The 19,639-nt window shown below is 64.1% G+C and carries 16 protein-coding genes; 6 read left to right on the top strand and 10 right to left on the bottom strand.

Annotated features, from left to right (window positions below):
- Positions 1 to 55: 55 nt before the first annotated feature.
- The 5 genes from IVB23_RS22555 to IVB23_RS22535 all read right to left on the bottom strand — a co-directional run bounded on the left by IVB23_RS22555 (position 56) and on the right by IVB23_RS22535 (position 5,191).
- Positions 56 to 922, bottom strand: a complete 867-nt coding sequence (locus IVB23_RS22555) for a 3-keto-5-aminohexanoate cleavage protein (RefSeq protein ID WP_247800084.1) — start codon at positions 920 to 922, stop codon at positions 56 to 58.
- A gap of 193 nt (positions 923 to 1,115) precedes the next feature.
- Positions 1,116 to 1,916: an AraC family transcriptional regulator gene (locus IVB23_RS22550; protein WP_247800083.1), complete on the bottom strand. Its 801-nt coding sequence runs from the start codon at positions 1,914 to 1,916 to the stop codon at positions 1,116 to 1,118.
- A 192-nt stretch (positions 1,917 to 2,108) separates the two neighbouring features.
- Positions 2,109 to 2,765: a glutathione S-transferase family protein gene (locus tag IVB23_RS22545; protein WP_061879779.1), complete on the bottom strand. Its 657-nt coding sequence runs from the start codon at positions 2,763 to 2,765 to the stop codon at positions 2,109 to 2,111.
- Positions 2,765 to 3,928: an acyl-CoA dehydrogenase family protein gene (locus IVB23_RS22540; protein ID WP_247800082.1), complete on the bottom strand. Its 1,164-nt coding sequence runs from the start codon at positions 3,926 to 3,928 to the stop codon at positions 2,765 to 2,767. The genes IVB23_RS22545 and IVB23_RS22540 overlap by 1 nt, the downstream gene beginning before the upstream one ends.
- A 126-nt stretch (positions 3,929 to 4,054) precedes the next feature.
- Positions 4,055 to 5,191: an acyl-CoA dehydrogenase family protein gene (locus IVB23_RS22535; RefSeq protein ID WP_247800081.1), complete on the bottom strand. Its 1,137-nt coding sequence runs from the start codon at positions 5,189 to 5,191 to the stop codon at positions 4,055 to 4,057.
- A 263-nt stretch (positions 5,192 to 5,454) separates the two neighbouring features.
- Between IVB23_RS22535 and IVB23_RS22530 the strand changes: the two genes are divergently transcribed.
- Positions 5,455 to 7,005 (top strand): long-chain fatty acid--CoA ligase, encoded by a 1,551-nt coding sequence (locus IVB23_RS22530; RefSeq protein ID WP_247800080.1) that lies wholly within the window; start codon positions 5,455 to 5,457, stop codon positions 7,003 to 7,005.
- Between the two features lie 75 nt (positions 7,006 to 7,080).
- The gene (locus IVB23_RS22525) at positions 7,081 to 8,304 is read left to right on the top strand and encodes an ABC transporter substrate-binding protein (RefSeq protein ID WP_197969659.1); all 1,224 of its coding nucleotides are present in this window, start codon (positions 7,081 to 7,083) and stop codon (positions 8,302 to 8,304) included.
- An 85-nt stretch (positions 8,305 to 8,389) separates the two neighbouring features.
- Here the strand turns inward: IVB23_RS22525 and IVB23_RS22520 are convergent, their stop codons facing one another.
- Complete coding sequence (locus IVB23_RS22520) at positions 8,390 to 9,151, bottom strand: helix-turn-helix transcriptional regulator (protein ID WP_197965446.1); 762 nt, start codon at positions 9,149 to 9,151, stop codon at positions 8,390 to 8,392.
- Positions 9,152 to 9,338: 187 nt separating this feature from the next.
- Between IVB23_RS22520 and IVB23_RS22515 the strand changes: the two genes are divergently transcribed.
- From IVB23_RS22515 to IVB23_RS22500, 4 genes are all read left to right on the top strand, one after another.
- Positions 9,339 to 11,603: a marine proteobacterial sortase target protein gene (locus tag IVB23_RS22515; protein WP_247800079.1), complete on the top strand. Its 2,265-nt coding sequence runs from the start codon at positions 9,339 to 9,341 to the stop codon at positions 11,601 to 11,603.
- Between the two features lie 172 nt (positions 11,604 to 11,775).
- The gene (locus tag IVB23_RS22510) at positions 11,776 to 12,345 is read left to right on the top strand and encodes a class GN sortase (RefSeq protein WP_247800078.1); all 570 of its coding nucleotides are present in this window, start codon (positions 11,776 to 11,778) and stop codon (positions 12,343 to 12,345) included.
- A gap of 140 nt (positions 12,346 to 12,485) precedes the next feature.
- Positions 12,486 to 14,702 (top strand): acetate--CoA ligase family protein, encoded by a 2,217-nt coding sequence (locus IVB23_RS22505; RefSeq protein ID WP_247800077.1) that lies wholly within the window; start codon positions 12,486 to 12,488, stop codon positions 14,700 to 14,702.
- 197 nt (positions 14,703 to 14,899) lie between these two features.
- A complete protein-coding gene (locus IVB23_RS22500; protein WP_247800076.1) occupies positions 14,900 to 15,721 on the top strand; it encodes an MlaD family protein in 822 nt (273 codons plus the stop codon).
- 411 nt (positions 15,722 to 16,132) lie between these two features.
- Here IVB23_RS22500 and IVB23_RS22495 read toward each other — a convergent pair whose 3' ends face one another.
- The 4 genes from IVB23_RS22495 to urtD form a co-directional block, all read right to left on the bottom strand.
- A complete protein-coding gene (locus IVB23_RS22495) occupies positions 16,133 to 16,510 on the bottom strand; it encodes a zinc ribbon domain-containing protein (RefSeq protein ID WP_131874440.1) in 378 nt (125 codons plus the stop codon).
- Between the two features lie 195 nt (positions 16,511 to 16,705).
- Positions 16,706 to 17,935, bottom strand: coding sequence for a formamidase (fmdA, locus tag IVB23_RS22490; RefSeq protein ID WP_131874441.1), 1,230 nt, complete (start codon positions 17,933 to 17,935; stop codon positions 16,706 to 16,708).
- A gap of 28 nt (positions 17,936 to 17,963) precedes the next feature.
- Positions 17,964 to 18,653: an urea ABC transporter ATP-binding subunit UrtE gene (urtE, locus tag IVB23_RS22485; RefSeq protein WP_061879789.1), complete on the bottom strand. Its 690-nt coding sequence runs from the start codon at positions 18,651 to 18,653 to the stop codon at positions 17,964 to 17,966.
- A gap of 222 nt (positions 18,654 to 18,875) precedes the next feature.
- Positions 18,876 to 19,631, bottom strand: coding sequence for an urea ABC transporter ATP-binding protein UrtD (gene urtD / locus IVB23_RS22480; protein WP_061879790.1), 756 nt, complete (start codon positions 19,629 to 19,631; stop codon positions 18,876 to 18,878).
- Positions 19,632 to 19,639: the final 8 nt, after the last annotated feature.

Genomic DNA, 19,639 nt, shown 5'->3' with positions numbered 1-19,639 from the left:
AGTATGGATTCCGGGCCTGGCCCTTCGGGCCATCCCGGAATGACGGAGTGTGTGACTACCTGTTCGTCCCAAAGATCTTCCGCGCCTCGGCCGGGCTCGCGATCTCGCGGCCGGCACGCCGCGCACAGGCGGCGACCGCTTCGATCAGCTGGCCGTTCGAGGTCACCTTCGTGCCGTCGGCGAGATAGAAGGTGTCCTCCAGCCCGGTGCGGAGATGGCCACCGAGCTCGGCGCAGCGCTGGTGCAGCGGCCAGATCTCCTCGCGGCCGATCGCGGTGACCTGCCAACGCGCCTCGGGGCGCTTCAGCTTGATCAGGATCGGCAGCAGCTCGGGATCAGCAGGCATGCCGGAGGCGACACCCATCACGAAATTGTACTCGAGCGGGCCGTTGTACATGCCGACCTGGCGATACATGCCGACGCAGCGGACGATGCCGACATCGAAGCACTCGAACTCGGGGATGGTGCCGACCGCGTTCATGACGTCGAGATAGTCCTTCACCTTCTCGACCGCATTGTCGAACATCATCGGCGGCCAGGCCCAGGTATTGTCGGCCTTCACTTTCAGGTAGTTCAGCGAACCGGCGTTGCAGGCAGCGATCTCCGGCCTGGTCTCGCGGATGCAATCGAGCGCGCCGCTGTAGTTCGGCCCCGACACGCCCGAAGTGTGGTTGATGATCACGCCAGGGCACGCTTCGCGGATCGCCTGCTGGATCTCCTTGCTGACACCGACCTCCCAGGACGGCAGGTGCCCCTTGTTCGGCGCCTGCTGGCGCAGATGGATATGCATGATGGACGCACCGGCGTCGAACGCAGCCTTGGCCTCGCGCGCCATCTGCTCGGGCGTCACGGGCACGTTGTGCTGCTTCGGGTCGGTGAGCACGCCGTTCAGCGCGCAGGTGATGACGGCCTTGTCGCTCATGCCACTAATGTCTCGCACGTTGAGAATTCAACGCTTGCGATCATGTGACGCGCGACATGCTTCTTCTTGCGCGGAGAAGCTGGGAAAAACGACGAATTCGTAGGGTGGGTTAGCCGAAGGCGTAACCCACCTCTTTAGCTTCCGCGGAGACAGAAGCGGTGGATTATGCCTTCGGCTAATCCACCCTACGAAGCTAGCTCGCCTCCGCCAGCCGCACCGTCTCGGTGCTACGGTAGATCGCAAGGTCGCGCGAGCCGACGAAGATCGCACGCGGTTTCAATCCGTAGAAGCGGCGGATCGAGTGACTGAAATGGGTCGAGTCGGGATAGCCGATGTCCTGCGCGAGATGGGCGAGGTTGAGGTCCTGGTTGGCGAAGTGCAGCAGATGCCGCGCGCGCTTCCAGGCACGGAAGGAGCGGAAGGAGATGCCGGTCTCCTCCTTGAACAGATGCAGGAAGCGCGATGCCGAGAGGCCCGCTTCTGCCGCACACGTATCCGCCGTCACCGGCTCGCCGGAGAAACGCCCGATGCGGGCGACCGCGCGCATCACGCGCGGGTCGAGCACGCGGCGTGGCAGCGCCTCGCCAAAGCACATCTCGTCGAACTCGGCGGTGGTGATGTCGCCATAGCGGCGCTGGCGCAGCAGCCCGTAGGCGGCGAGGATCTTGCGGGCGTAGGCGGCCTTGTCCGGACCGCGCAGCCGCTCGGCCAAAGCCTCGATCACGCCATCCGGCATGCTCTCCGGCTCCAGCGTCACGCTGACGACGGTGCGATAGTCGCTGGCGATGGTGTGCCGCTGGTTCGGCAGGGTCACGACCAACTCGTCCGAGGTCTGGACGTCGTCGATCGTCAGATGCAGGCTGCCCTTCACCGCGACATAGACATGGCAGCTACCGGGGGTGCGCTTGCGGGGCCGGCCGAGCAGCCCGGCATAGAATACCCGCTCCGGCGTGATCAGCATCAGATGGTCGGATTCGCGACCTTTATCTTCCATTGGGGTCCTCCTCGCGCGGCTCTCTGGCCGCTGCGGATGGAGGTCACCTTAGCGGAAATTTGGGCGCTGTCACGATAGGATAGCGCTGTCATGAAACATGCATCGTCGTTCCGGGGCGGTCCGCAGGACCGAGCCCGGAACCTCGAGATTCCGGGCTCGATGCTGCGCATCGCCCCGGAATGACAGCCTCCCTTACGCCCTCACCCTCGCTGCCACATTCTGCTCGGCGCCGGCCTTCTGTTCCGCAGCAACTGCGCGCTTGAAACCGTCGCGCTGCTGCAGGCGAGCCCAATAGGCTGCGACATTTGGCCCAAAATCCTTGGCGAGCCCGATGTTGTTCGCCAGGCGGAGCGCGTATCCGATGACGACGTCAGCGGCGGTGAAGCGGCCCGCGCACAATGTTTCGGCATTCGCCGTGGCTGCCTCGACGGCGCGCAGTCTCCCCAGGAACCATTTTGCGTAGTCGGTGGCGACTTGCGGGTTGCGGCGCTCCTCCGGCTCGAGCTGGGTGTATCGGAGCACCAGCGTCTGTGGGAAGGTTAACGTGGCGTCGCTGAAATACATCCAGTTCAGGAAGGCGCCATAGGCGGGATCCTCCGGTCCGACCATCAACGGCGTCGGGCCGTATTTGACACCGAGATAGTGGCAGATGCCGGAGGACTCGGTCATCTTCGTTTCGCCATCCACCATGAAGGGAATCGTGCCCAGCGGATTGAGCGCAAGATATTCCTTGGCGAAGACGCGCGGCGGGAACGGCAGCATCTTCAGCTCATAGGGCAGCCCCATCTCCTCCAGCATCCAGAGCGGGCGAAACGAGCGCGCGGCGTCGCAGTGATAGAGCGTGATCATCAGGCACTCCCTTTGCTGCCCGGCAGCGTACCCATCATCTTGCACAGGACCATCAGCATGACCTCGTCGGCGCCGCCGCCGATCGAGGTCAGGCGGCTGTCGCGGTAGGCGCGGCTGACCGGCGTCTCGTTGGTAAAGCCCATTCCGCCCCAATATTGCAAGCAGGCGTCGGTGAGCTCGCGACCGAGGCGGCCGGCCTTCAGCTTGGCCATGGTCGCAAGCCTCGTCACGTCTTCGCCCGCCACCAGTTGCTCGGCGGCACGATAGATCAGCGCGCGCAAAAGCTCGACCTCGGTCTGCATCTCCGCGAGCTTGAAGTGAACCACCTGGTTGTCGAGAATCGACTTTCCGAAGGCCTTGCGGTTGCGCGTGTACTCGATCGTCTGGTCGATGATGTATTCGTGCGCCTTGAGGCAGGCTGCCGCGCCCCACAAGCGCTCCTCCTGGAACTGGATCATCTGGTAGGTAAAACCCTTGCCCTCCTCGCCGATCCGGTTGCGCTTGGGCACGCGAACATTGTCGAAGAAGATCTGTGCCGTGTCGGAGGAGCGCATGCCCATCTTGTCGAGTTTTCGCGCGACGGTGACGCCCTTGCTCTTCATGGGCACGCAGATCAGCGACTTGTTGCGGTGAACGGGACCATCGCCGGTGTTGGCGAGCAGGCAGATCCAGTCGGCCTGCGTGCCGTTGGTGATCCACATCTTGCCGCCATTGATGACGTAGTCGTCGCCGTCGGAGCGCGCCTGGGTCTTGATCGAGGCGACATCGGAGCCCGCGCCGGGCTCGGAGACGCCGATGCAGGCGACGTAATCTCCGGCAATCGAGGGGGCCAGAAATTCGTGACGAACCTCGTCCGAGCCGAACCGTGCCAGCGCGGGCGTCGCCATGTCGGTCTGCACCCCGATCGCCATCGGCACGCCACCGCAGGTGATGGCCCCTAACTCCTCCGCCATCATCAGCGCGTAGGAGTAGTCGAGGCCGGAGCCGCCGAACTCGACCGGCTTGTTCAGGCCGAGGAAGCCGAGGCTGCCCATCTTTTTGAACAGCTCGTGCGCCGGGAAGATGTCGGCCTTCTCCCATTCATCGACGTGAGGATTGATCTCGTTCGCGATGAACTTCTGCAGGCTGCGGCGGATGTCGTCGTGGTCGGCGGTGAATAGCATTTCATCCTCTCGTCATTCCGGGGCGCGCGTAGCGCGAACCCGGAATCCATTTCTCTACGGTGTCTGCGGTCCGATGGATTCCGGGCTCGCTCCGCTACGCTTCGCGCCCCGGAATGACAGAAGTGGTCACAACCCCATCTGCCTGGACGCCAGATCCTTCATGATCTCCTCGGTGCCTCCGCCGATGGCGTTGACCTTGACCTCGCGGTAGATGCGCTCGGCCTTGATGCCGCGCATGAAGCCGGCGCCGCCGAAGATCTGCACGGCTTCCGAGGCGCAGAAGGCCATGGTCTGCGTCGCCTGGTTCTTCATCATGCAGATTTCCGCGACCGGGCTCTCGCCCTGCTCGAGCCGCCAGGCCAGCATCTCCAGCATCGCCTGGGATGCCGCGACCTTCTGCGCCATGTCGACGATCTTGTGGCGGATCACCTGGTGCTGGGCGAGCGGCTTGCCGAAGGTCTTGCGCTCTTTCGCGTAGGCGACCGCCTCGTCGAGACAGACCCGGGCGAAGGCGGTGCAGCTTGCCGCCATGCCCATGCGCTCGCTGTTGAAGTTCTGCATGATGATCTTGAAGCCCTGCCCTTCCTCGCCGATCAGGTTTTCGACCGGCACGCGGCATTCGTCGAAATGTAGCGTGGCGGTGTCCGACGCCCACCAGCCCATCTTCTTCAGCTTCGTCCGCGACAGGCCGGGCGTGTCGCCTTCGATCAGGAGCAGGCTGACGCCGCCGGCGCCCTCGCCACCGGTGCGCACTGCAACAGTCAGATAGTCCGCACGCATGCCTGAGGTGATGAAGGTCTTCTCGCCGCTCACGACGTAGTGATCGCCGGCGCGCCGGGCCCGGGTGCTGAGATTCGCGACATCGGAGCCGCCGCCAGGCTCCGTGATCGCGAGCGCAGAGATCTTCTCGCCCGAGAGCACTTGCGGCAGCACGCGCGCCTTCACCTCCGGCCGGGCCGCGCGCGCGATCGGCGGCGAGCCGATGGTGTGGCTCATCAGGCTGGCACTGACACCGCCGGCGCCGGTGCGCGCCAGCTCCTGGCTGGCGACGATCTTCATGAACTGGTCGGCGGTGATCCCGCCATATTCCTCGGGGAAACCGAGCCCCAGGAGACCGATCTCGGCCGCCTTGCGATAGAGCACGCGCGGGAATTCACCGGCCTCGTCCCACTCGTGGGCGAACGGGGCGATCTCCTTCTCGACGAAACGGCGCATGACGTCGCGGAAGGCGTCGTGCTCGGCGGTATAGAACGGGCTCTTCATTGGTCTCGCCCTGCTGGCGGATTCGCTCGTCCACCATGGCTGGAACATTTGCCATTCACTTGCGCGGAGTGGCTGACCATGGGAGCCGCTCCGCCGCGGCCTATGGCCTAGCAACTCCACGCAAGACGATTTTCGTCCCGCACAGGCTAACTCTGGCTCAAAAAAACGTTGCTGCACAGACTCCGGCTGGCGCCAACGCCACGCCGGGCATCGCGCGCGGGCAGCAAAGAGGAGGGCGGCACCGACCGCCGAGGGAGGAATTCTTGGCCGTTCGCTACTACGATTGGATCGCCCATCATGGCCGCCGCACGCCGAACAAGGTTGCGGTGATCGACCTCGCAAGCGAGCGCCGCTTCAGCTACGCGCAGCTCGACGCCCGCGTCTCGCGCCTCGCCTCGTTGCTGCGTCACACGCTGAAGGTCTCGCGCGGCGACCGCGTCGCCGTGCTGGCGCTGAACACGACCGATACGCTGGAGGTGCAGTTCGCCTGCGGCCGGCTGGGTGCCATCTTCGTTCCGCTGAACACGCGCCTCACCGTTCCCGAGCTCCAGTTCATCACTGCCGATTGTGCGCCGAAGGTGATGATCCACGATGCCGACCTCGCCGAGACGGCGCTCGCCGTCGCAAAGCTCTGCAACGTTGCGACCAGCCTGCTGCTCGGCCCCGGCGGCACCTATGAAGCCGGTATCGCCGCCGCGAAGCCGCTCGACCGCGCCGAAGAAGTCACGCTCGATGACGTCTCCACCGTCATGTACACCTCGGGCACGACGGGTCATCCGAAGGGCGCGACCATCACGCATGGCATGACCTTCTGGAACTGCGTCAATCTCGGCGGACCCGCCTGCATCGGGCCGGCCTCGGTGCTGCTCACCGTGTTGCCGCTGTTCCACACCGGCGGGCTCAATTGCTACACCAATCCGGTGCTGCACGCCGGTGGCACGGTGATGATCATGCGCGTCTTCGATCCCGGCACGGCGCTCGGCCTGATCAACGATCCCGCGCAGGGCATCAACGTGTTCTTCGGCGTGCCCGCGATCTACCAGTTCATGGCGCAGCACCCGGCCTTCGCGGCGACCGATCTCAGCCGGCTGATCGTCGGCGGTGTCGGCGGCGCTCCGATGCCGGTGCCGCTGCTGAAAGTGTGGGAGGCGCGCGGCGTCGCGCTTCAGCAGGGCTACGGCATGACCGAGACCTCGCCGGCCGTGCTGGTGCTCGATCGCGAGGATGCTGCGCGCAAGGCCGGCTCCGCCGGCAAGCCGGTGCTGCACACGGAAGTGCGCATCGTGCGTCCCGACGGCAGCGACGCCGATGTCGGCGAACTCGGCGAGCTCTGGGTCAAGGGCCCCAACATCACGCCCGGCTACTGGAACAGGCCGGAAGCGAACAAGACGTCCTTCACCGACGGCTGGCTGCACACCGGCGATGCGACCCGCGTCGACGAGGAAGGTTTCTACTACATCGTCGATCGCTGGAAGGACATGTACATTTCCGGCGGCGAGAACGTCTACCCGGCCGAGGTCGAGAACGTCCTGCACCAGCTCACGGCGATCGCGGAGGCTGCGGTGATCGGCATTCCCGATCCGCAATGGGGCGAAGTGGGTCTTGCCATCGTCGCGGTCAAGCCGGGACAAAAGCTGACGGAGCCCGAGGTCTTCGCGCATTGCGCGGCCAATCTGGCGCGTTTCAAATGCCCGCGTCAGATCCGCTTCGTCGAGGCGCTGCCGCGCAACGCCACCGGCAAGATCCACAAGCCAACCTTGCGCAAGGAGTTCTCGGTCGCTTCCGAAATCGACAAGAAGGTCGCCAATGCCTGACCAAAGCGCCCCTCGCGGGCGCTTTTCCTTTTTGAAAGTGCCTGCCCTACCAACAAGAAACTCCAGGGAATTTCCATGAAGAACAAAAAAATCACGTTACTCGCCGCAGCAGCGGCCCTGACCTTGCTTTCAGTTCAAGGCGCTTTCGCACAAAAGAAATACGACACCGGCGCCAGCGACACCGAGATCAAGATCGGCAATGTCGAGGCCTATTCGGGTCCCGCTTCCGCCTACGGCATCATCGGCAAGACCGAGGAAGCCTATTTCAAGATGATCAACGACCAGGGCGGTATCAACGGCCGCAAGATCAACTGGATCTCCTATGATGACGGCTATTCGCCGCCCAAGACCGTGGAGCAGGTCCGCAAGCTGATCGAGAGCGACGAGGTGTTCCTCGTCTTCAACGCGCTGGGCACGCCGACCCAGACCGCCGTGCAGAAATATCACAACGCCAAGAAGGTCCCGCAGCTCTTCCTCGCAACCGGCGCCAGCAAATGGAACGACCCCAAGGGCTTTCCCTGGACCATGGGCTTCCAGCCGAGCTACCGGGTCGAGGCGCGGATCTTCGCCAAGTACATTTTGCAGGCGAAGCCCGACGCGAAGGTCGCGATCTTCTATGCCAATGACGATTTCGGCAAGGACTACGTCGCCGGCATCAAGGAGATCTTCGGCGACAAGGCCTCCTCGCTGATCGTGGCGGAAGAGAGCTACGAGACCACCGAGCCTTCGATCGATTCCCACATCGTCAAGCTGAAGGGCACCGGCGCCAACGTTTTCGTCAACATCTCGACACCGAAATTCGCGGCACAGGCGATCAAGAAGATCGCCGAGCTCGAATGGAGGCCGATGCATGTGATGACCGACGTGTCGATCTCGATCGGCGCGGTGATGAAGCCGGCCGGGCTCGATGCGTCGGAAGGCGTGCTGTCGGCGAGCTATCTGAAGGACGCATCGGATCCGCAATGGAAGGACGACGAAGGCATGAAGAGGTTTCTCGCCTTCATCGACAAATACATGCCGGGCGCCAACGTCTCCGACACCAACATCGTCTACGGCTATGCCGCCGCGCAGACACTGGTTCAGACCTTGAAGCAGTGTGGCGACAACCTGACGCGGGAGAACGTGATGAAGCAGGCCGCGAGCCTGAAGGATTTTGCGCCCGATACATTGATCCCCGGCATCAAGATCAACACCGGCGCCAACGACTTCGCGCCGATCGAGCAGCTCAAGATGATCCGCTTCAAGGCCGGTCAGTGGGAGTTGTTCGGCGACATCATCAGCGCCGAGACCGGGGGCTAGCTCGCATCAGCTGAAACACGCCCCCAACCCCGATAGCGGCCGAAAAGCCGCTATCTTCTTGTGTGCGAGCGACGTCGAAGCGAGGCTACGCCGGCAGGAAGAGCGCAAAAGGCTCTTCCACCGTGCGACGCAGGTGCTTTCGGTAAACGGCGTAGTTGCCGTCGTCGGGCGCAACCCGCCCCAGGGACGGCTTTGGAATATTCCTAAGCGGCACATAGGCGATGGGCGCGGCGATCGGCGTGAGCTGCGAGCCGGGGCCGGCGCGGAGCGTCGAAATGATGCCGTACATCTCGCCGGCAACGGTCGGCCGCGACACCGTGATCACGCGATGCTGGCCGTGCTTGATGATGACAAGATAGATGAAGCCGGACTGATGGGGAACGGCGACCTCGCCGGTGTGCTCGTAGGCGGCATCTGTCCGATCGCCCTCGCGGAAGACCAGTGAAGAGACTTTCGGCTCCCAGGTGATCTCGGTGCGATAGGCGAAGATCGCATCCTTGTCGCCGAACGACGGGCGCAGGGTGATATAGACGTCCTCGAGCCAGGTCACCGCGCGATGCGCATAGGAGCCGAGGCTGTCGGGCGCGACGTCATTTGCCGCCGGAGGCGTCACCACGATGGCACTTTTGCGCAAGGAGACGCCCAGCGCCTGCTCGAGCCGGACCGTCGTCGCCAGCGTGAACGGCCGGCGGCCGCCGAGCACCTTCTCCAGCGTCGACAGGCTGAGCTTGGCCTGCTCGGCCAGGGCCTGTCGGGAGATCCGGCGTCTGGCCAACTCTTCGCGAATGGTCTCCGCGATCTCGCGGCTCTGCTCGTCCGAAAGCTGCTTGTCGGCCTGCATTTGCATCATCAACCCTGCCCTGGGAGCGCCATTCTAGCAGGGCGGACAAACCAGCACAAAACCGCACAGGGCCGCCCGACGGCGGCCTGCTCGCGCCGGCCGCGGCGGAACATTGCCGATCATTCTGCTCGCGACATCAGCCTCTCCAGGCCGATCCTGAGGGCCGGCAAACAGCCAACAGGAGCAGGCCAAAATGGATACCTACGACACAGCCGACGGCGACGAACACCCCGTGCTGGGCCGGCTGATCAAGCTCGGATTATTCCTTCTCGCGCAGGGCGTCGCGGTGATGCTGGTGGCCTTCGTGGCCCTGCTGGTGAGCTTCGGGACGGGCTGGTCGGCAACGGCGGAGCACGCCAGCCTCCTCCAACCTGGCGAGGCACGGTCGGGCAGCCTGCTCCTGAAGGAAGACGGCGCCTATACCGAGGCGGTCCGCCTCGGCACCGACATCGAGATCACCGTATCGGGTCCGACGCTGCGCGCCCGCGTCACGCAACTGTTCCGCAATCCGACCAAGGACTGGGTCGCGGCCACCTATGTCTATCCGCTCGCAGCCAATGGTGCCGTCGACACACTGAAGATGGTGGTCGGCGACCACGTCATCGTCGGCGACATCAAGGAGCGGCAGCAAGCCCGCGTGATCTACGAACAGGCGCGAAGCGCCGGGCAGAAGGCCGCTCTCACCGAGCAGGAGCGCCCCAACATCTTTACCAACTCGGTCGCCAATATCGGTCCCGGCGAGACCGTGCTGGTGCAGATTGAGTATCAGGAGCCGGTGCATCAAACCGGCGACGAATATTCGCTCCGCGTGCCGCTGGTGGTCGCCCCGCGCTACAATCCGGCGCCGATCGTGCAAAGCGTCGACTTCCGCAAGGACGGCTCCGGCTGGGGCGCAGCGACGTCTGATCCGGTTCCGGATCGCGACCGCATCTCGCCGCCTGTGCTGGATCCCGCCAGACATGCGCCGGTCAACCCGACCAGCATCACGGTGCGCCTGAAGGCCGGGTTTGCACTCGGCGAGGTCAGGAGCCACCACCATAACGTCAAGGTCGAGAGTCCGGACGACACGACGCGTATCGTCACGCTCGCTGATGGCGCTTTCGCCGCCGACCGTGATTTCGAGCTGACCTGGAAGCCGGCCGCCGGGATGGCGCCGTCGGTTGGTCTGTTCCGCGAGCATGTTGGCGATTCCGATTACCTGCTCGCCTTCGTCACTCCGCCCGGCGTCGAGCAGGCAACGCAGAAGCCGCTGCCCCGCGAGGTCGTGTTCGTGATCGACAATTCCGGATCGATGGGCGGCACCTCCATCGTGCAGGCCAAGGCGAGCTTGCTCTATGCCCTCGGCCGGCTGCAGCCAAATGACCGCTTCAACGTGGTCCGTTTCGACGACACCATGGACGTGCTGTTTCCGGCCTCGGTGCCGGCAGATGCCGCGCATGTCAGCGAAGCGACCTCGTTCGTCAGCGCCTTGCAGGCGCGCGGCGGCACCGAGATGGTACCGGCGATGCGCGCTGCGCTCGCCGACAAGCTCGGCGACAGCAGCATGGTCCGCCAGGTCGTGTTCCTGACCGACGGCGCGATCGGCAACGAGCAGCAGTTGTTCGAGACGATCACAGCCATGCGCGGCCGTTCGCGCGTGTTCATGGTCGGCATCGGCTCGGCGCCCAACACCCACCTGATGACGCGCGCCGCCGAGCTCGGCCGCGGCGCCTTCACCCATATCGGCTCCGTCGAGCAGGTCGAGGAGCGCATGCGCGGCCTGTTCGCCAAGCTGGAGAATCCGGCGGTGACCGGCCTCACCGCAAGATTCTCCGACGCCAAGGCCGACATCACCCCGGCGATCATTCCGGACGTCTATCGTGACGAGCCGCTGGTGCTGGCGGCCAGGCTCGACAAGCTTGCGGGCTCCCTCGAAATCAGGGGACGCGTCGGCGATCGCCCGTGGTCGGTGACGCTGCCGCTGCAGAGCGCCGCTGAAGGCATGGGCCTGTCGAAGCTCTGGGCCAAGCGCAAGATCGGCGATGCCGAAGTGGCGCGCGCCATGCGCGAGATGACGCCCGAAGAATCCGACAAGGCGATCCTGGCGCTGGCGCTCGATCATCAGATCGTCACGCGGCTCACCAGCCTCGTTGCGGTCGACAGGACGCCGAGCCGGCCCGAGGGCGAGCCGCTCAAGCTCAGCGACCTGCCGATCAATCTTCCGGCCGGCTGGGATTTCGAGAAAGTGTTCGGCGAGCGGCCGCATCTGACGCCGACCCAGCTGCGCGAACGCCATGCCGACGCGCGCAACCAGCCGTCAGCGAGGCAACCGAAGCCCGCGGCACCCGACACGATTCGCCTGCCAAAGACTGCAACCTCGGCCGAGCTCAAAATGATCGCAGGCCTGATCCTGATCGTGCTCGCCCTGATCCTGTTCGTGTTCAACCGGCGTCGGCCCTTGCTCACCGACGCCGCTTGAGAGAGGAGCCTCCCGAACTCCTCTGTTAGCGCGCGCGGCTGCCCGTCCCTATCAACGGCCGCGCGCGCTTTTTTTCCCACTGTCATTGCGAGCGCAGCGAAGCAATCCAGGCTGCCTCCGCGGAAAGATTCTGGATTACTTCGCTTCGCTCGCAATGACGATCGTGGATAAAATGCCCCGCCTCATCTCTCCCCTGGTACTGGCACTGATCGGCCTCATCCTGTTCGGCGACGGCGCCTATATCCACGCCAAGGCGTGGCTGGCTCAGGTGCTGCTGGAGCGCGCTTTCGACCGAAGCATTGCGACGGGACAGGCGGTGAAGCCATGGTCGTGGGCCGACACCTGGCCGGTCGCGCGGATCGAGGTCAAGCGGATCGGCGCCAGCGTCATCGTGCTGGAAGGCGCGAGCGGACAGGCGCTCGCTTTTGGCCCCGGCCATATCCACCAAACGGCTGATGCGGGTGAACGCGGGATTGTGGTCTATGCCGCCCATCGCGACACTCATTTCCGCTTCCTGCAGCATGTCGTCATTGGTGACATCATCGATGTCACACGTCGCGACGGTCGACATTTCAGCTATCGCGCGGATTCCTCGGCCGTGGTCCGTTTCGATGCATCGGGCATCGACGCCACGACACAGGGCTTCGAGCTTGTTCTCGCGACCTGCTGGCCATTCGACGCCGTCACCTCCGGCCCCGAGCGCTATATCCTTCATGCAACATTGGTTGGAGCCGACAGGTAGATCACTCACCGAGCCGACGACACACGCCAGCGTCGCTCATTCCACCGTACGGCATACCACCCCCAAGGTTGCCACTCCGAAGGACTCGCCATAGAACGGAGCGGCACTCGACCAAGAAGAACAACAGGAGAGCTCACGGCATGGAAGCCCAGGTGTCTGCTGCGTCCGCGTTCCATCCATGGTCTCCACCGTCCGATGCCAGCGACATCGTCAAGGGCATCCACGCCATGCTGCATCCGCGCAACATCGTGCTGGTGGGTGCAACCGACAAGCCAGGCAATTATGCCGAGCGCATCTGGAACAATCTGGTCAAATACGGTTTCGAGGGCGGCCTCTATCCGGTCAACGCCAAGCGCGACGCCATCTGGGGCGTTCCCTGCTACAAGAATTTTGCGAGCCTTCCCGAGAAGCCCGATCACGTCCTGGTGCTGGTGCCGGCGCGCTTTGCCGTGCAAGTGATCCGCGACGCCGCCGCAGCCGGCGCGCGATCGGCCACCATCGTCACCTCGGGATTCAGCGAGTTGCAGGACGACGAAAGCCAGAAGCTTGCCGCCGAACTGCAGGCGGCCGTGCGCGAGACGGGCCTTGCCGTCACCGGCCCGAACTGCCTCGGCAACTTAAGCGCCGGCGAAAAGCTCTTCACCAACATCGACGATCGAATCGTCACCATGGAACAGGGCGCGGTGGCGATCGCCGGTCAATCCGGCGCGATCGTCATGGCGATCCGCCAGGCGCTCGAGGATCGCGGCGTCGGTGTCGGCTACATGGTGACGACAGGCAACGAGGCCGGGCTCGAGACGCCAGACCTGATGCGCTATTTCGCCGAGGATCCGAGCATCAAGGTGATCGTCGTCTACCTCGAAGGCGTGCGCAACACCAAGGCCTTCCGTGACGCCTGCAAGGCGGCGCGTGCGGCGAGCAAGCCCGTGATCGCGCTCAAGCTCGGCGCATCCGAGGGCGGCCGCGCCGCGGCGATGGCGCATACCGGAGCGCTCGCTGGCTCGATCGAGACGTTCGACGCCATTGCAACGCGTGAAGGCGTCATCCGGGTCGGCGGGCTCGACGAGCTGATCGAGACCACCGAATGCTTCGTGCACGCTGCCGTGCCCAAAGGCGGCCGGCTTGCCGCCGTCACGCTCTCAGGCGGCAAGCGCGGCATGCTGATCGACGCCTTTGACGCCGCGGGTCTGAACTTCGCGCCGCTGAGCCCGCATGTCAGCTCGGAGCTGGCGAAAATGCTCGGCCCCGGCTCGATCGTCGGCAATCCGCTCGACGCCGGCTTTGCCGCGGTCGTCGATCCCACCGTCTACATGAAGTCGATCAAGCTGATGATCGACGACCCCGATATCGACATCGTCATCGTCGATGCCGAACTGCCGAAGGCGCCGCACGAGCTGCGCGAGCGCAATCTGCGCATCGTCAACGAGATGGCGGGGCAGGTCGGCAAGCCGGTGATCTATATCAGCGCGATGTCGATCGGCTTCACCGAGTTCACCAAGGACTTGCGCAAGTCGCTGCCGCATCTTGCGGTCATGCAGGGCATGGACCGCGCGGTGACCGCGATCAAGTCGCTGCTCGACTACGCGAAGCTGCGCAAGGAGGTGCCCGACATCGTCTCGAGCTCGAAGCCCGCCGCCCGCGCCGTGCTGGAGAAGACGTTGAAATCGGCGACCGGCGCCGCGCTCGACGAGGTCGCCTCGAAGAAGCTTCTCAAGGCTTACGGCATCCCGACCTCGAAGGAGGCGATCGCGCAGACGGCGACCGAAGCGGTGAAAGTTGCGAAGCAGATCGGATTCCCGGTCGTGGCAAAGGTCGTCAGCGCCGAGATCCTGCACAAGTCCGACATCGGCGGCGTGGTGCTGAACCTCAACAGCACGGCCGAGGTGAAGAAGGCGTTCGGCGACATCACCGCGCGGGTGGCGAAGCTAAAGGGCAAGCCGAAGCTCGACGGCATCCTGATCGCACAGCAGGTCAAGGCCGATCTCGAACTCGTGGTGGGCGCCTCACTCGATGCCGAGATGGGACCTGTCGTGCTGTTCGGCACCGGCGGCATCGACATCGAGCTGATGAAGGACGTTGCCCTCGCCGGCGCGCCGCTGGACGAGGACGAGGCGCGGCTCCTGATCGGCCGCACCAAGGCCGGCATCAAGCTGCGGGGCTATCGCGGCAGGCCGGCCTTGCACGAGGCCTCGGCGGTGAAGGCGCTGGTCGGCCTCTCCAACCTGATCGCGGATGCGGGCGATCGCATCGCCTCGGTCGACATCAACCCATTCCTGATCAACACCAGGACGGGTGTTGCCGTCGATGCCCTGATCGTGCTGAACAATGCTGCGGCAAAACGCGCGGCTGGACATTGAAGCACCGCAGGGTGGATCAGCGCAGCGTGATCCACCAAATCGGCCCATCCGCACGCAAGGCGTCGGCGGGTTACGCTTCCGCCTCGCTCTTCGAGTGGCGGCCGACCAGTCGTTAACCCGCCCGCTCTAATTTGACGGCCAAAGCTCCATCCAGGCTCCTTCCAACTTCACCGCTTTGGCCGTAGAATCGTCCCTGCATGGCGCGCGCGAGCAATCTTGTGATCGGAACGGCAACGCTGGCGGCGATCGCCGTGGCGTTCGGTGGCCTGCTCGGCGTGCAGAAATGGCGCACCGTCCAGAGCCGCAGCCAGTTGCGCGTGGTATTCGAGGGTGGTTCCGCCAGCGGCCTGCGCCGCGGTGGGCCGGTCAATTTCGACGGCGTGCCCGCCGGCCAGATCCTGTCGATCAAGCTGGATAGCCCCCGCAGAATCGTGGCGCTGGTGATGCTCGACAACACCGCACCGATCCGCAAGGACACCGTGGCAGGCATCGAGTTCCAGGGCCTCACCGGCGTTGCCGCGATCTCGCTGATCGGCGGCGCGCCCTCTGCGCCGCCGGTGCCGCTGGACACGGACGGCATTCCCGTGCTGACGGCCGATCTCAGCGACGCAGAATCCATCGTCGAAACGCTGCACAGCGTCGACCGCACGATCGTGAACAACGCGCCGGCGATCAAGGATGGCCTGCGCACGTTCGAGGGCCACACTGCCGACCTCAGGAGCAAGGGCGCGGAAATCGATTCGGTCATGGCCAAGGTCGACAGCGCCTTTGCCGGATTCGACAAGGCGGTCGCCAAGATCGAGAGCGCGGTGCCGGGCTTCGTCGATGGCAAGGCCGACGAGCTCCTGGAGAAGATCAAGGGATTGCACGAGCTTGCCGACACCATGAAGAAGAAGTCGGCGACCTACCTCGAAGACATCCGCCGCTCGCTGCTCGACGTCAGCGAGACCGCCAACAAGATGAGCGGGACACCTGCGCCCCCGCGTCCACCGCGCAGGCCCACGGAGCAGAAGCGGTGATGCTCTTTCTTACCCTCCCCGGCAAGCGGAGGGCGATCGCATATGGATTTCAGGAGAATTGTCGGCGGGCTTGCTTCGCCTCTCCCGCTTGCGGGAGAGGCCGCCGCGCTCGCAGAGTGCGGCGGGTGAGGGCTCTTGCCACCGAAGGATAACCTCCGCATATCTCGACAGTCCCGCCGCGGCGATACCCCCACCCCACCCCCCCCCCGCAAGCGGGAGAGGGAGCCCAGTCCCGACGCCGAAGCATCGTTCACGCCATCTGCAATAGCCCTGCCCTCCGGGACATCTTGTAATTGACCACTGCAACGCCGACCGTGTCGTTGCTGCTGGAGATATCGCCGTGAAGCTTGTTGACCGCTCCTGTACTTCACTCGTTGTTCTGGGTCGCCGCCGATCAGGCAGTCGCGCAGGTTAGTGGCTGATCATCCAGGGCCGCGCCGTCGGAAAACCCTTGGCGCCGCTCCTGGTCTTGGTCATCAGCCGCGCCGGCTTCTTCCTCTCCGTCGCGCCCTTGTCCTTCACGGTCTTGCCGGAGGAGCAGCAGCCGCAGCCCGGGCCATGCGAGGCCTTGTATTGCGCCAGCGTCTGCGGCGCGTGCGTGCTGCGTTCGTTGACGGCGTGCGCCTTGCGCTTCTCCGCCGGCATGCAGAAGAAGTTCGGCGCGGTCAGGATGACGCGGGGCGCCAGCGTCTCGCAGTGCGGGCAGCTTTGCGGATCGTCGCACTCCGCCATCGGGCGAAGGTCCTTGAACGGACCGCAGTCGTCACAGAGATATTCGTAGACCGGCATCTTGTGCCCCTTCGCGTTCGGTCATGGCGGAGCGTCCGCTTCACCTCGCCCCGCTTGCGGGGAGAGGTCGGAACGCATCGCAAGATGCGTTCCGGGTGAGGGGGAGTTTCAGCAGACTCACTGTCATCGTTCGTGCGGAGGCAGCCTTTCACCCCAACCCTCTCCCCGTAAGAACGGGGAGAGGGAGCGCAAGCGTCACTTGTCAGGCGAGATCGGCATTTGGATGTCGCCGGTGATGTGCTTTATGGGACCGGCCGCCGACGGCATCACGTCGAAGTCGAAGATCTCGGTCGGCAGCCACAGCGTGGCGCAGGCGTTGGGCACGTCGACCACGCCGGAGATGTGGCCCTGGCACGGCGCGGTGCCGAGGATCGAATAGGCCTGGGCGCCGGAATAGCCGAACTTCTTCAGATACTCGATCGCATTCAAGCAAGCCTGACGATAGGCGATGTGGACGTCGAGATAGTGCTGCTTGCCGGCCTCGTCCACCGAGATGCCTTCGAAGATCAGATAGTCCTTGTAGTTCGGCGTGATCGGCGACGGCTTGAAGATCGGGTTCTTGATGCCGTATTTCGACATGCCGTCCTTGATCACCTCGACCTTCAGGTGCAGCCAGCCGGCCATCTCGATGGCGCCGCAGAAGGTGATCTCGCCGTCGCCCTGGCTGAAGTGCAGGTCGCCCATCGAGAGACCGGCGCCGGGAACATAGACCGGGAAGTAGATCTTCGAGCCGCGCGAGAGATCCTTGATGTCGCAATTGCCGCCATGCTCGCGCGGCGGCACGGTGCGCGCGCCCTCTGCGCCGATCTTCGCTTTCACATCGCCCTTGGCGCGGCCGCCATGGGCGGTCGGCGCGAAAGGCGGATTGGCAAGGCCGGGCACGCGGGTCGGATTGGTCGAGATCAGCTCGGCCTCGCGCTTGTTCCACATGTCCAGCATCTTCGGATCGGGCAGGCAGCCGATCAGGCCGGGATGGATCAGGCCGGCGAAGTTGACGCCGGGCACGTGGCGCGACGAGGTGTAGAGGCCCTTGATGTCCCAGATCGACTTCTGCGCCAGCGGGAAATGATCGGTCAGGAAGCCGCCGCCGTTCTGCTTGGAGAAGAAGCCGTTGAAGCCCCACAGGCTCTCCTTGAGCGGACCGACGTCGAGCAGGTCGACGACGAGGAGGTCGCCGGGCTCGGCGCCCTTGACGCCGATCGGTCCGGAGAGGAAGTGCACGATCGACAGGTCGATGTCGCGCACGTCGTCGGCAGAATCGTTGTTCTTGATGAAGCCGCCGGTCCAGTCATAGGTCTCGATGATGAAATCGTCGCCGGGATTGACCCAGGCCACGATCGGGATATCGGGGTGCCAGCGGTTGTGCACCATGTCATTTTCATAGGCCGACTTGGTGAGATCGACCTTGATCAGTGTCTCTGGCATCGAGATGCTCCCCTTTTACTACGGTTGGTTAGACGGACAGATATTTCGAGACCTGCGCGGCATCGACGGCATCGCGCCGATCGTCGCGCACGATCTCGCCGTTCTCGATCACCAGGACGCGGTCGGCGATATCGAGCGCAAAGCTCAGGACCTGCTCGGATACGACGATCGAGAGACCCTTCTCGTCGCGGATGCGCTTCAAGGTGCGCGCCATCTCCTTGATGATCGACGGCTGGATGCCTTCGGTCGGCTCGTCCAGCAGCAGCACTTTCGGCTTGGTCGCGAGCGCACGCGCGATCGCGAGCTGCTGCTGCTGGCCGCCGGAGAGATTGCCGCCGCGGCGATCCTTCATCTCGAGCAGGACCGGAAACAATTCGTAGATGTCGCCGGGCACTTCGGAGCCGCCGGAGACGACGAGCCCGGTCTCGATGTTCTCCTTCACCGTCATGGTGGAAAAGATCATGCGGCCCTGCGGCACATAGGCGATCCCCTTGGCGACGCGCTCGTAGCTCTTGAGGCTGCCGAGCTCGGTGCCGTCCATGGACACCGAGCCGCTTTTGGCCGGCAGGATCCCCATCAGCGACTTCATCAGCGTGGTCTTGCCCATGCCGTTGCGACCCATGATCGCAACGATCTCGTTGGGCGCGACCTTGACGTTGAGGCCGTGCAGCACCTCGCTCTGCCCGTAGGCGACGTGGAGATCGGAAATTGCCAGCATCGATTGCTCCTAAGCTCGGCATGCCTTCCTTCTCCCCTTGTGGGAGAAGGTGGCGCGGACGAAGTCCGCGACGGATGAGGGGTGTGCATCGGCGGGTGCGAATGGCAATTTGACTCGCGGAGAGATACCCCTCACCCGGATCGCTTGCGCGATCCGACCTCTCCCACAAGGGGAGAGGTGCACCGGCGTTGCCGAAACAGGCTCGCTTGACGTCATCATACGCTAGTGCCCCAGATAGACTTCGATGACCTTGGGATCGTTCTTGACCTTCTCCATCGTTCCTTCCGAGAGGATCTGACCCTGGTGCAGCACGGTGACCTTGTGCGCGATGTCCTCGACGAATTTCATATCGTGCTCGATCACCAGCACCGAACGGTTCTTGATGATGCGGTTGAGCAGCTCGGCGGTCTTGGCGCGTTCGGATACGCTCATGCCGGCGACGGGCTCGTCGAGCATCAGCAAGTCGGGATCCTGGATCAGCAGCATGCCGATCTCGAGCCACTGCTTCTGGCCATGGCTGAGCTCGTCGGCATAGGTGTTGAGCTTGTCCTTGAGAAAGATCATCTCCGCGACCTCCTCCACCCGGTCCTTCACCGGCTGGTCGCGCTGAAAGGTCAGCGAGCCGAACACGGTGCGACCGCGCGGAAACGAGATCTCGAGGTTCTCGAACACGGTGAGATCCTCGAACACCGACGGCGTCTGGAACTTGCGCCCGACGCCGGTCTGAACGATCTCGTTCTCCTTCATCTTCGTGAGCTCCTTGCCACGAAACTGGATCGACCCCGACGTCGCCTTGGTCTTGCCGCAGATCAGGTCAAGCACCGTGGTCTTGCCGGCACCGTTGGGACCGATGATGACGCGGATCTCGTTCTCCTCGACGTAGAAGGAGAGATCGTTGACCGCCTTGAACCCGTCGAACGAGACGGTGAGGCCGGACACGGCAAGCAGGAAGTCCTTGGGTTGGTGTCCAACGAGCATGCTGATCT

Source organism: Bradyrhizobium sp. 191, assembly GCF_023100985.1.
GTDB lineage: Bacteria > Pseudomonadota > Alphaproteobacteria > Rhizobiales > Xanthobacteraceae > Bradyrhizobium > Bradyrhizobium diversitatis.
Note: the sequence above shows the minus strand (reverse complement) of the source record. Positions and strands in the feature narration are given on the sequence as shown.

Excerpts from the sequence above, each read along its gene's own strand:
- IVB23_RS22555 (WP_247800084.1), bottom strand. The coding sequence starts at position 922 with ATGAGCGACAAGGCCGTCATCACCTGCGCGCTGAACGGCGTGCTCACC.
- IVB23_RS22550 (WP_247800083.1), bottom strand. The coding sequence starts at position 1,916 with ATGGAAGATAAAGGTCGCGAATCCGACCATCTGATGCTGATCACGCCG.
- IVB23_RS22545 (WP_061879779.1), bottom strand. The coding sequence starts at position 2,765 with ATGATCACGCTCTATCACTGCGACGCCGCGCGCTCGTTTCGCCCGCTC.
- IVB23_RS22540 (WP_247800082.1), bottom strand. The coding sequence starts at position 3,928 with ATGCTATTCACCGCCGACCACGACGACATCCGCCGCAGCCTGCAGAAG.
- IVB23_RS22535 (WP_247800081.1), bottom strand. The coding sequence starts at position 5,191 with ATGAAGAGCCCGTTCTATACCGCCGAGCACGACGCCTTCCGCGACGTC.
- IVB23_RS22525 (WP_197969659.1), top strand. The coding sequence starts at position 7,081 with ATGAAGAACAAAAAAATCACGTTACTCGCCGCAGCAGCGGCCCTGACC.
- IVB23_RS22520 (WP_197965446.1), bottom strand. The coding sequence starts at position 9,151 with ATGCAAATGCAGGCCGACAAGCAGCTTTCGGACGAGCAGAGCCGCGAG.
- IVB23_RS22515 (WP_247800079.1), top strand. The coding sequence starts at position 9,339 with ATGGATACCTACGACACAGCCGACGGCGACGAACACCCCGTGCTGGGC.
- IVB23_RS22510 (WP_247800078.1), top strand. The coding sequence starts at position 11,776 with ATGCCCCGCCTCATCTCTCCCCTGGTACTGGCACTGATCGGCCTCATC.
- IVB23_RS22505 (WP_247800077.1), top strand. The coding sequence starts at position 12,486 with ATGGAAGCCCAGGTGTCTGCTGCGTCCGCGTTCCATCCATGGTCTCCA.
- IVB23_RS22500 (WP_247800076.1), top strand. The coding sequence starts at position 14,900 with ATGGCGCGCGCGAGCAATCTTGTGATCGGAACGGCAACGCTGGCGGCG.
- IVB23_RS22495 (WP_131874440.1), bottom strand. The coding sequence starts at position 16,510 with ATGCCGGTCTACGAATATCTCTGTGACGACTGCGGTCCGTTCAAGGAC.
- fmdA (WP_131874441.1), bottom strand. The coding sequence starts at position 17,935 with ATGCCAGAGACACTGATCAAGGTCGATCTCACCAAGTCGGCCTATGAA.
- urtE (WP_061879789.1), bottom strand. The coding sequence starts at position 18,653 with ATGCTGGCAATTTCCGATCTCCACGTCGCCTACGGGCAGAGCGAGGTG.
- urtD (WP_061879790.1), bottom strand. The coding sequence starts at position 19,631 with ATGCTCGTTGGACACCAACCCAAGGACTTCCTGCTTGCCGTGTCCGGC.